The 12,255-nt window shown below is 49.2% G+C and carries 10 protein-coding genes and 1 pseudogene; all 11 read right to left on the bottom strand.

Features of this window, described 5'->3' with window-relative positions; all coding sequences use genetic code 11:
- Positions 1-2: 2 nt before the first annotated feature.
- Positions 3-746 (bottom strand): annotated as a pseudogene (gene pstB / locus LSE01S_RS03595) (phosphate ABC transporter ATP-binding protein PstB); the annotation flags it as partial.
- 91 nt (positions 747-837) lie between these two features.
- On the bottom strand, positions 838-1,722 hold the full coding sequence (gene pstA, locus LSE01S_RS03590) for a phosphate ABC transporter permease PstA (protein WP_061776259.1): 885 nt from the start codon (positions 1,720-1,722) through the stop codon (positions 838-840).
- A complete protein-coding gene (gene pstC, locus LSE01S_RS03585; RefSeq protein ID WP_061776258.1) occupies positions 1,719-2,651 on the bottom strand; it encodes a phosphate ABC transporter permease subunit PstC in 933 nt (310 codons plus the stop codon). The genes pstA and pstC overlap by 4 nt, the downstream gene beginning before the upstream one ends.
- A 2-nt stretch (positions 2,652-2,653) precedes the next feature.
- Complete coding sequence (locus LSE01S_RS03580) at positions 2,654-3,535, bottom strand: phosphate ABC transporter substrate-binding protein PstS family protein (protein ID WP_061776257.1); 882 nt, start codon at positions 3,533-3,535, stop codon at positions 2,654-2,656.
- A 342-nt stretch (positions 3,536-3,877) separates the two neighbouring features.
- Positions 3,878-5,230: a sensor histidine kinase gene (locus tag LSE01S_RS03575; RefSeq protein WP_061776256.1), complete on the bottom strand. Its 1,353-nt coding sequence runs from the start codon at positions 5,228-5,230 to the stop codon at positions 3,878-3,880.
- Entirely contained in the window at positions 5,227-5,934 is a 708-nt protein-coding gene (locus LSE01S_RS03570; RefSeq protein WP_061776255.1) for a response regulator, read from the bottom strand. The genes LSE01S_RS03575 and LSE01S_RS03570 overlap by 4 nt, the downstream gene beginning before the upstream one ends.
- A gap of 3 nt (positions 5,935-5,937) precedes the next feature.
- Complete coding sequence (locus LSE01S_RS03565) at positions 5,938-7,092, bottom strand: PDZ domain-containing protein (protein ID WP_061776254.1); 1,155 nt, start codon at positions 7,090-7,092, stop codon at positions 5,938-5,940.
- Positions 7,093-7,236: 144 nt separating this feature from the next.
- A protein-coding gene (gene prfB / locus LSE01S_RS03560) for a peptide chain release factor 2 (RefSeq protein WP_156470462.1) occupies positions 7,237-8,353 on the bottom strand; the annotation gives its coding sequence in 2 pieces (ribosomal slippage) (positions 7,237-8,280 and positions 8,282-8,353; 1,116 coding nt in all).
- Positions 8,354-8,427: 74 nt separating this feature from the next.
- Positions 8,428-10,791 (bottom strand): preprotein translocase subunit SecA, encoded by a 2,364-nt coding sequence (gene secA, locus LSE01S_RS03555; protein ID WP_061776252.1) that lies wholly within the window; start codon positions 10,789-10,791, stop codon positions 8,428-8,430.
- 197 nt (positions 10,792-10,988) lie between these two features.
- A complete protein-coding gene (gene hpf, locus LSE01S_RS03550; protein WP_061776251.1) occupies positions 10,989-11,552 on the bottom strand; it encodes a ribosome hibernation-promoting factor, HPF/YfiA family in 564 nt (187 codons plus the stop codon).
- Positions 11,553-11,691: 139 nt separating this feature from the next.
- Positions 11,692-12,111 (bottom strand): ComF family protein, encoded by a 420-nt coding sequence (locus LSE01S_RS11115; protein WP_235808296.1) that lies wholly within the window; start codon positions 12,109-12,111, stop codon positions 11,692-11,694.
- Positions 12,112-12,255 lie beyond the last annotated feature (144 nt).

Genomic DNA, 12,255 nt, shown 5'->3' with positions numbered 1-12,255 from the left:
TCTTAGCCGAAGTTCCCCGAAACATAATCACTCGTAATTTTAACCTGCGGATTCGTAAAGATTTGTGACGTGGTGTCATATTCCAGGACCCGCCCGGCATTAAAAAACGCCGTGTAATCACTAATCCGTGCAGCTTGTTGCATATTATGCGTAACAATAATGATAGTGTACTTTTGTTTAAGGTCTAATAGCGTGTCCTCCAACTGACTGGTTGAGACCGGATCCAAGGCGCTCGCCGGTTCGTCTAACAACAAGATATCTGGCTTAACGGCAATGGCGCGCGCAATACATAGCCGTTGCGCCTGTCCCCCAGAAAGGGCTAAAGCACTTTTATTAAGTTCATCTTTGACCTGATCCCACAGGGCTGCCTGCCTCAACGAGGTTTCAACAATCTCGTCCAGCTGATGCCGGTCCGTAACCCCCCGTAGCTGCAAGGCAAAGGCAATATTGTCATAGATCGACTTGGCAAACGGATTGGGGCGCTGAAATACCATGCCGACCCGACGCCGCATCTCATAGACGTCGATCGCGGGCTGGTTAACATCCACGCCCCGATACATAATCTGACCAGTCACGGTAGCAATCCGATCGTTCATTCGGTTCAAAGACCGTAGAAACGTCGACTTGCCAGAGCCAGAAGGCCCGATGAGTGCCGTAATCTTATGATTGGCAAACTGCAGATCGCCTTCGAACAACGCCTCGTGTTGACCATAGAAAACATGCAAATCGTGTGTCGACAGGATAATGTCTTCCCCCACATCTGTCAGCTGGGTCACGTGGCGTTCCTGCATCGCTTCATCATCGCGAACATCATTACTGGTTAACATGGCGACCTCCTTACGCTGACGTTAAACGCTTGTACAAACGTTTACCCAAATAGCGAGCAGCAAAATTAAATATCAAGATGGCTAAGACCAAGACAGCCGACGATCCCGACGAGATGGCTTTCGCGTCCGGCATAATGCCTTCCGAATTAATCTTCCAAATGTGTACCGCCAGCGTTTCGGCCGGCCGCATTGGATTCAAGGGGCTAGAAATGTTGAAAGGATTCCAGTCCATAAAGTTTAAGGCAGGGGCACTCTGGCCGGCCGTATAAATCAAGGCCGCTGCTTCACCAAAGACCCGACCCGCACTCAAGATTACCCCGGTTAAAATACTGGGGACGGCGGCGGGAAGAATCACCTTGGTCACCGTTTCCCACCGCGAAAGCCCTAAGGCTAAGCCCCCTTCTCGCTGCGTCTCACTAATTGTTCGCAGGGAATCTTCGATGCTTCTGGTCAGCAGTGGAAGATTGAAGAAGGTCAAGGCAAAGGCCCCCGACAGGATCGAGAAGCCCAATCGGAGCTTCACCACAAAGAAGAGGAATCCGAACAACCCTACCACCACGGAAGGCAATGAACTTAAGATTTCAATGGCCGTCCGAATAGTCGTGGTTAGCCAGTTATTCTTGGCATACTCATACAGATAAATAGCGGCTCCCAAGGCAATGGGAAAGGAGATCAACATGGCCAAAAAGAGTAAGTAAAACGAATTGAACAGTTGCACCCCAACCCCGCCGCCTTTGAGAAAGGCCTTGGCGGGAGCCGTCAGAAAGTGCCAACTGAGTTGTGGCGTCCCACTGATCAGAATGTAACCCAATAGGGCTAAGAGAATCAGGACAACGAAACCGGCAATCCCGTACAGCGCCCCAATAGCCATTTTATTTTGCGTTTTCGAATTCATGCCTGCATCCGCCCCTTTCGACCGATTAATCGAATAATTAAATTAAACACGAGGGACATCAGCAAGAGGACTAAGGCCAGCGACCACAGGGCATTATTTTGTAATGAACCCATGACGGTATTCCCAATCCCCGTTGTTAGCACAGAGGTCAGTGTCGACGCTGGTGCCACCAAACTACTTGGCATGAGCGCCGCATTCCCAATGACCATTTGAACCGCCAGGGCCTCACCGAATGCCCGTGCCATTCCAAAGACTACGGCAGTCATCAGACCAGGCGTCGCGGCTCGGAGAACCACCTTATAGATGGTTTGCCACTGAGTGGCGCCCAGCGCCAACGAGGCCTCCCGATAATACCGCGGAACCGCCTTTAAAGCATCGGTACTCATGGACGTCACGGTTGGTAGAATCATAACAAACAGGACACAGGTTCCGGAGAGAATTCCGAACCCACTACCACCGAAGACCGCGCGTGTCACGGGAACCACGACGGATAGCCCGATAAATCCATACACCACCGATGGAATTCCCACTAGCAATTCAGTGACTGGCTGAAGAATCTTCGCCCCACGGTTGGGGGAAATCTCATTCATGAAGACGGCAGTCCCAATTGCAAAGGGTGTGGCCACGATGGCCGATAAAATCGTAATCAAAAATGACCCGACAATCATCGGCAAAGCCCCAACCTCGGGGTTACCGTGAGCATCTTTAATATTGGGGTTCCACGTCTTCTCCGTTAAAAAATCCCAGAGGCTAACGTGATTTGTGGCGAAGGTGGCAATCCCCTTGGAGGCCACAAAGCCGATGATTCCGACCACAACGGCGACAATCAGAAGCAAAGCCGAAAAGCTAATGAAACGGCCCCAACTTTCGAGACGAGCGGCTTTGGAATGACGTTTCAGTTGGCGTTCCAGTTGTTGCGTCGACTTCATACCTACTCACCTCCGATTTTAGTAACTTGACCATGAACATCGCGGTCAACGGTCATCTGGTCCGGGGAAAGATAGCCCAATTGCCGAACCAGTGTCCGCTGAACGGCCGCCGACTGGACGTAGTCAATGAATTTAGCCGTCAAGCCTCTAGGTTGACCCTTGGTATAGAGATGCTCATACGACCAAATTTTCCAGGCATTGGTCGTGACATTTTCTTCCGTCGGTTCAACCTGATCGAGCGCAAGGTCTTGAACCGTTTTATCCACGTAAGAAAAGGCCACGTAACTAATGGCCCCGGGCGTCGTGGCCACAATCGATCGCACCATCCCGGAAGAATCCTGTTCTTGGGCAGTCTTCGAACGGCGTCCCTGCAGGCCAAACTGTTCAAAGGTTGCCCGAGTTCCACTGCCTTGTGCGCGATTGATCAGTACAATTGGCAGGTTAGCACCACCGACCTCCCGCCAATTATTGACCTCACCGGTGAAGACTTTAACTAGCTGAGCGGTTGAAAGATTCGTAACGCCCACTTTTTTATTCACAATTGGTGTGATTCCCACCACGGCCACGCGGTGGTCCACCAGTTGATTGGCTTTGATGCCCTTCTGTTCACCGGCAAAGAGATCGGAGTTGCCAATTTGAACGGCACCTTCTTGAATCTGGCTCAACCCCGTCCCGGTTCCCCCACCTTGCACGTTAACAAAGGTGCCTAAGTGTTCGCCGGTATACTGTTCACCTGCCGCTTCAACGAGTGGTTGTAAGGCCGTTGATCCCACAGCAGTAATCGATTCGCCAGCGTGACTGACCTGACGCGTCTGGTAAGCGTAACCCCCTAAGGCAACGAGCGCGATCACAATCAGTCCTTGCACCCAGCGTTTCTTTGACATACCAAAACCTCCTATCAGTCGAGCCACTGACTCAACCATTTCACTTGTCAGTATAGCGAACAAATGTAAATGTCCCGTAGACGTATTGTAAAGGTTATGTAAATGCACCCCGAACCCGACCATTTTTCGCCCAATCAACTAACGAACTCAGCTAACCAGATCCAACATTAATCCGCTTTACGACCATTAATGATGATGATGATGATTCCATACAAAAAGCGTGAGCCCAAAGCTAATTACCTTTGGACTCACGCTTTGACGATCTAAAATCATATAACAAAAGAGTCTAGGCTTTTGTCCCAGACTCTCGTTTCAAACGCATTTAACTTTTCCAGCCTGGCCTTAGGGCATGGGTACAATCGGAAAGGTCAAGGTCACCGTTGTCCCCACATCGAGCGTGCTTTCAAGATTAATCTTGCCATTAAGCGACTCCACCAACTCACGAACAATTGCCAGTCCTAGGCCGCTCCCACTGATAAGTTGATTAGAGTGGGATAACTCGGCCCGGTAAAACCGCTCAAAGACCCGTAGCTGGTCCTGCGGGGCAATCCCAATCCCGGTATCCGCAATCGTTAACGTCCACGATACGGTCGTCACCTTGGAAGACAGCGTTACCGTTCCTTGCGGGCGATTATACTTGATAGCGTTGCCCAAGACATTCTTTAGGATCTGATCAAACTTATGAGGGTCGGTCACTTCGACAATATCAGGATCAACTTGATTGATTAATGTCACTTGATTTACCGCCGCCAAGGGTGACAGCAGGGTCACCTGACTGGCTACCTGCTGACCGACGGGCGTCGCCGCTGCCTCCACTTGATTTCCAGACTCGATATGTGAAATCGTCAACACATCATTAATGAGCTCAACTAATCGTTCTGATTGTTGGTCAATAATCTTGAGAAATTCAATCGACTTCTCAGGGTCATCCTTGGCCCCCGCCAACAGCGTCTTCGCAAATCCCGAGATAGCGGTTACCGGTGTCTTCAACTCGTGGGAAGCATTCGACACAAAGTCCATTTGCATCTGCTCAACGGCATAGACCTCGGTCACGTCATACAGCAGAACGAGCACTTGAAAATAGTCCTGCGAAGTCGCCGTATAAATTGCCCGCGCGTCCACCGTCAAGTCACGGGTCACCCCGGCCAGCTTCAGCGTACGCTGCTGTGTGCGTTTTTCTGACAACGCGGAATTGATGAGGCTCGCCAATTCAAATTGACTGATGTCCTGAGTGAACGGATGCCTGCGCGGCGATATTTGATGCTGTAAGAATTGTTCCATGGCCGGATTGGCCAGCTCAACCTTTCGATAACGGTCAATCACCATCACCCCAATCGGAAGATAGTCCAGCAGCGTGGCAAACTCTTGGTTCTGTCCCGCCATCTGGCGTTGAACCTTACGCTGATGCGTCTGCAGATAATTAATCTGTAGGGCTAACTCCTGAAACGGATCATGCGGCGAAAGTAACACGTGAGCCGGTGTTTCTTCGTGACGAATTCCCTCAACCTTTTTGGTCAAAATGTGAATCCGGTTTTCGGCCCAGTGCCACACCGTGCCCAATCCCACCGTCTCCAACAACGCCAAGGACCATGCAACCACTAGTGCCCACGGCTCTTGGGCGGCCTGAACCAACCAGACGAGTAGCGAGTTGACCAACCCGATAATAACCCAGGCGCCCGCTAGCCGTTTCATCATGATGGCACCTCAAAGGTATAGCCAAAGCCCCGGACCGTTTTGAGGAGGACCGGATGCTTAGGATCCAATTCAATCTTCTCCCGCAAGTGTGAGACGTGAATGTCGACCATCCGAGTTTGTCCACTATAATCAAAGCCCCAAACCCCTTCGAGTAGTTGTTCTCGGCTCCACACCTTCCCCGGACGCTTTGCAAAGAAGAGTAAGAGTTCAAATTCTTTGGGTGTGAGGTCAATCTGCTGTTGTCCTCGCATGACCCGAAATTTATCCTGGTCAATAGTTAAATCGCCAACCCGGAGTCGGTGATCGTTACGTCGCGTCACATTTTCCTGTGGTTGATCGTCCCGATACCGCCGCATGACCGCCTTCATTCTGGCAATCACCTCGCGCGGACTGAATGGTTTGGTGATATAGTCATCCGCGCCGAGTTCAAGACCAAACACGGTATCAAACTCACTGGTCTTTGCGGTAATCATAATAATCGGGGTACTAATCTTTTCTTGTCGTAAACGCTTGGTCACTTCAACACCGTCCATTTTAGGCAGCATTAAATCCAACAGAATCACATCAAATTTTTCATGCAAAGCTAAATTCAAAGCCTGTTCACCATCAATAGCGGTGACGACTTGGTAATCCGCTTGTTCCAAGTTATATTGCAGCAAGGTCACGATTGCTGGTTCATCGTCGACGACTAGCACTCTAATCATTGATTACCCCTCCTGATCTCTGAATAACACGATCCCAATTTCGTGTGGTGCTCCCGAGTAAATAGCGGTTTCAGTTACCTTGAGTTCCCCGGCTACATCCCGTACCCGCAAATGACAATAGGTAGGGTTGCGTAAGAGGGCCTCATAGAAACTGGTTTCACTAGTCACCGGTTGCTGATTACATTCTAGAATAATATCTCCCGGCGCCAATTCAAGCTTAACGGCCGGTGTCTGCGGGCGAATCGCTAGGACCCGAACCCCGTTATCCACTTGAGAATACCAGAATGGCTGACGGGCGTCATAACGTTTTGCTTGCCATAGGATCAGTCCGTAACCAACCAACAAGACGACTAACCCAATGATCAAATCTTGGGGTCGGAAATACATCCACGCCAAGCCAATAATTGCCAGTCCGGCCAATGGTAGCATCCGCTTCCCTAGACGCCGGTAAACCGCCTGAGGAATCTGCCGAAACACGGTAAACCGCAGTCCCAAAATCAAAGGAATAATTAAAATTGCAAAGGAATGACCTTGAATATTGAAGACCGGCCAAAAGGCCCAGTGACTGCTGAACCAATCACCCGGCACCAGGGTCACCATGGGAATAGCCAGGAACTCTCGCCATGGGTAACCGGCAATCCGCTTACCCCGCTGTTTGGCATAAATTCGCGGACTATTGAAACGGCCCCCGTAGTTAGCTAGCCAGTGACCCAACAACAAGAAGACCATCAGTACCAGCCAAAAAAAGTTTTGGTTGCCGACCAAGTGCCAACTCAGGCCCGTTGGCTGCAGGTCTGGCCATTGGGTTATGTATGCCTTTGCCACCAATGTGAGCCCGGTACTGACGACTATCAGCGTCAAGGGCAACACCGTTGTGGGTAAAATAATCAAAGTTATCAGTGTTAAAATTTCATAAATCACAATCCACACTAGCGGCAGACTGAATCCCACGCATAGGTTTAAGACGGCCAGGCCCAATCCTAAGCCGATCCCCTGCGTCAATAAGTGACGTAATTCATAATGATCACTATAAACCGCACTACCAAAGTCATGGCGTTCGTGTTTGATTCGTGCTCGACTCGTTAACCACAGTCGCAGAACCACTAGCCAAACCACCGGTTGAAGCACAAAGCTTCCCACCGTTATAAATGTCCGCATCCAATCGACACCTTCCTTGAAAATACTGTTCCCAGTATATCATGAAATAAAAAAGGGTAACACGACATTCGTGTTACCCTCACAACCATTATTGTAATAGTCACTGGCATTGGTCCGCTTAACGAACAAACATCACGCGACGGTTTAATCTGGATTCTTTTGACTCAATTGCCACTGAAGATAAGCATCGATGAAGGGGTCCAAATCACCATCCATGACCGCCTGACCATTCCCAGTTTCGTAGTTGGTTCGGTGATCCTTAACCATCGTATAGGGATGGAAAACATAGGAGCGAATCTGCGATCCCCAGCCAATGTCCATCTGGTCGCCTTCCAACTTGGCCTTCTCGGCAGCCTTTTTCTCTTCTTCACGTTCATACAGCTTAGCTCGCAACATCGCTAATGCCGTCTGCCGGTTCTGCAATTGTGACCGCTGCGCCTGACTCTGGGTCACAATCCCCGTCGGCAAATGAGTGATGCGGACCGCTGAAGATGTCTTGTTAACGTGTTGCCCCCCGGCCCCGGACGCCCGATAGACGTCAACCTTGAGGTCTGCGGGATTAATCTCGACATCCACCGTATCATCTAGCTCGGGTAAAACATCAACCGAGGCGAATGAGGTGTGCCGCCGACCGGCAGAATCAAATGGCGAAATTCGGACTAACCGGTGAACGCCCTTTTCGGAACGCAGGTAACCGTAAGCGTTATGCCCAGAAATCAACAACGTGGCACTACTCAAGCCGGCTACATCTCCCGGTTGATAGTCCAAGACGGTGACCTTGAAGTTATGTTGATCTGCCCAACGGGAATACATCCGCATGAGCATGTCACCCCAATCCTGAGATTCCGTACCCCCAGCCCCAGGATGAATTTCTAAGATCGCGTTGTTGCGGTCATACCGCTGATTCAACAGCAGATTGAGTCGATACTGCCGTAGGCTAGCCGTAGTTGCCGTAAAACTTTGTTCAAATTCCGCCTGCATATCCGGGTCGGCCTCTTCTTGCAGCAATGACACGGCCACATCCAAATCCGCCACCTGGTCCGTCAGATGTTGAAATTCGTCGACTTTTTTCTTCATCTCATTGGTTTCATCGATTAATCGCTGTGCCTTAGCGGCATCATCCCAAAAGCCGGGATCAGCCATCTGGGCCTCATTGACACTGATGCTTTCGTTTAAGGCATCAAAGTCAAAGTGACCTCCTAAAGCCGGTCAGTTGATCACGCATGGCCGCAATTTCGCGTTTTGCATCACTTAATTCCATGGTATTGGCTCCTTTTTGTTTTTTAGAAGAAAACGAGGCTGGAATGACTTCCCGCCTCGTTGACTCGTGCCCGCTTATCGGGTAATGTTTTGTCGAATTTCAGACTTCATGAACAACCGCGTGGTGTCGTAATCAATATCAGAAATCATTTCCCCAAACATCCGGAAACCTTCCTGTTGATATTCAACCAATGGGTTCAATTGGCCGTAACCACGCAAGCCAATTGATTGGCGCAATTGGTCCATGGCATCGATGTGATCAGTCCAATGGGAATCGACCACACGTAACAGCACAACCTTTTCGAATTCCAGCATTTGTGCTGGATCGTAGAGCTGCTTTTCCTTCTCGTCATAGACATCTGCCGCCAAGTCCATGAAAAATGCCTTAATTTCGTCGGCCGACTTGTTCTTCAAGTCATCCAAGCTAATCTTTTCAGGGGAAACCATGGCAGAGATTCCGAAGTCAAGTAACGTATCCAGATCCCAGTCCTTTTGATCGCCCTGCGTATGGAGATCGACCACTCGGTCAACGGTCCGTTTAATCATTGGCATTAAGACCCACTTCAGGGACTTGTCCTGATTAATGACTTCATTCCGTTCGCCGTAGATAACGTCCCGTTGTTGCCGCATAACATCATCGTATTGCAAGACGTTCTTACGCGAGTCGTAGTTGTTCCCTTCAACCCGTTTTTGAGCCGATTCAACTTGCTTGGTAATCATCTTGCTACGGATAACGGCATCTTCACCATCAACGTTCATCCGTTCCAGGAAGCTCTTAACCCGGTCGGAACCAAACCGCCGCATCAGGTCATCTTCCAAGGACAGGTAGAACTGCGTCATACCAGGATCCCCTTGACGACCGGAACGTCCACGAAGTTGGTTATCAATCCGCCGCGATTCGTGTCGTTCGGTCCCAATAACTGCGAGGCCACCGATTTCAACCACGCCAGGTCCCAACTTAATGTCGGTCCCCCGCCCAGCCATGTTGGTGGCGATCGTCACGGCACCACGTTGACCGGCGTTTTGGATGATATCAGCTTCCTTGGCATGATTCTTGGCATTCAAGACCACGTGAGGAATTTGTTCTTCATCTAAACGTTGTGACAGGTATTCAGAAGTTTCCACGGCAACGGTCCCAATTAACATAGGCTGACCCTTTTCATGGAGTTCCTTGATTTCACGAACAACCGCGTTGAATTTAGATTCCAACGTTGGGTACAGTAGGTCAGGTTGGTCAACCCGCACAACTGGCTTGTTCGTGGGCACAGAAATAACTTCCATGTTGTAAATTTCACGGAATTCTTCGGATTCAGTCTTGGCCGTACCAGTCATCCCGGCAAGCTTCTTGTACATCCGGAACAAGTTTTGATAAGTGATGTTGGCCATGGTCTTAGTTTCTTCCTGAATCTCAACGCCTTCCTTGGCCTCAATCGCTTGATGCAAGCCATCGGAATAACGCCGACCATCCATAACCCGACCAGTAAAGGAATCAACGATCAAGACTTCACCATCTTGCACCACGTAATCCTTGTCCCGCAACATAATAAAGTTTGCCCGCAAGGCTTGGTCCATATGATGGGTCAAGGCGGTATTATCGGTATCATATAAGTTATCCAGGTTGAAGTACTTTTCAGCCTTTTCAATCCCAGTGTCGGTTAAGGCAACCGTCTTAGATTCCAAGTCAATCTTGAAGTCATCGTTGTCGTGTAAGGTTTTAGCAAACCGATCAACTCGACGATAAAGCGCGCTGGTTCCTTCAGATTGACCAGAAATGATCAATGGGGTCCGAGCCTCATCAATTAAGATAGAGTCCACTTCGTCGACAATTGCAAAGTTTAATGGCCGTTGCACCATGTCTTCTTTGTAGACGACCATGTTATCCCGCAGGTAATCAAACCCGATTTCCCCGTTGGTGGAATAAGTGATATCGGCATTGTAAGCTTCTCGCTTTTCTTCAGGCGATTTTTCGGCAGAGTTTAACCCAACGGTCAATCCCATCCAGTTGTAAAGTTCGCCCATTTCGGTAGCATCCCGAGCAGAGAGGTATTCGTTAACCGTAACCACGTGAACCCCTTTGCCGGCAATGGCATTCAGGTACACGGGCATGGTCGCGGTCAAGGTCTTCCCTTCACCGGTTTTCATTTCAGAAATGTTCCCTTCGTGGAGGACAATCCCACCCATGATTTGGACGTGGAATGGATAGAGACCCAGAACCCGCCGAGCACCCTCACGAATGGCCGCAAAGGCTTCAGGCAAAAGGTCGTCTAAAGTTTCGCCAGCTTGATAACGCTGTTTAAACTCAGGCGTTTTCGCCTTCAGGTCGTCGTCTGAGAGCTGTTCATATTGATCAGCGTAAGAACCAACCTGATCCGCTAATTTACTGAGGCGTCGTAAAGTTCGGCGATCACTTTCGACCCATCGTTTCAAAATATTTGGCATGTGAGAATTCCCTTCAGTACATTTAGTAAGTCTATTTTAAAGTTACCCATTTATTTGCGATAATTCAACCTACAGTTTACCACTATCCCAGCCGAGATGAAACTATTCCACATAAGCCGTTCAGCGTAAAGCGCTTCCTTTGGCGCCAGTTCAATAAAAAAAGGCGTCGCATCACTGCGACACCCTCAATTGTTGAATTAACGATCATTACCGTCGGCTTCGATTAAACCATAACGACCATCATTCCGCCGATAAACAATGCTAATGCCATTAGTTTCGGCATCTTCATAAATAAAGAAGTCGTGGCCTAACATGTCCATTTGGAGAACAGCTTCTTCATTGTCCATTGGCTTCAATGAAACGCGCTTGGTCCGAACAACTTCTAACTTGCCATCGTCTGCTGAATCTTTGTCAGCAGCATCGTCAGTTGAGAAGTCAAGGTTCTTGTAACCCTTTTCCCGCGACTTACGGTTGACCTTGGTCTTGTATTTGCGAATTTGCCGTTCCAGCTTATCCGTTACCAAGTCAACACTGGCATATAAGTCTGGGGAGGTTTCCTCTGCCCGTAATGTCAAGTATGGGAGTGGGATTGTTACTTCAACCTTAGCGGTCTTATTTTGGTAGACCTTCAGGTTAATATGCGCAATTGCCTCAACGTTGTTATCGAAATATTTCTCTAACTTGCTGATACGCTTTTCGACGTAATCCCGTATTGCGTCAGTAACTTCGATGTTTTCACCACGAATATTAAATGTGAGCATAAAACTTCTCTCCCTTCAGCCAAGAAATCACTTGGCTTGCTCAGCATTAGAAGGACCACTCTTCTAATATGCTTTGCTTACTAATATTATAATGGAAAGCCTTCTCATAAACAATTAATCTAATGATTTTTATTGAAGTTTATCGGGCTAATGTCAGGCTAGTAACCGCTTTCGCGCCCCCTAAAATAATTTCAGCCGCGGCATGTCGCAAGGTCCGACCGGTGGTGTACACGTCATCGAGTAATAAAACGCGTTGGCCGGCTAACAGTGGGGCCGCTTTTTCTACCAACTGAAAGGGCTGGGACGTCCGCAATCGTTCCGCCCGACTCTTGGCTGACTGAGGTTGAGACTTATGATGGGCTTTAACTGTGAGCGCTTGAAAATAGGGCTGATCAGTTAACCAGGCCGTGACCTGATTAAAGCCCCGGTTTTGCCAGGTCGCCAAATCAACCGGGATCGGCACCAAGATATCATACTCACAATCTAAGAGGACCTGCGTCAACACTTCCTGGAAGACCCGCCGCAACGCGTAGTCACCTTGAAACTTATATTGCTGCATATAGGCCTTGAAGCTGGCATCATACTGATAAACTGCTCGATTGTTTAACTGGTTAGTCCCCCAACGATCACAGTCACGGCAGCGTGTTTGGTCACGTTGCTGGCGACCACATTGCGGGCAATGATCAGACGTTATTCTTTGAAA

Source organism: Levilactobacillus senmaizukei DSM 21775 = NBRC 103853 (assembly GCF_001592085.1).
In the GTDB taxonomy this organism is placed as follows: Bacteria; Bacillota; Bacilli; order Lactobacillales; family Lactobacillaceae; genus Levilactobacillus; species Levilactobacillus senmaizukei.
The sequence above is the reverse complement of the archived record's forward strand: the minus strand, read 5'-3'. Positions and strand labels throughout refer to the sequence as shown.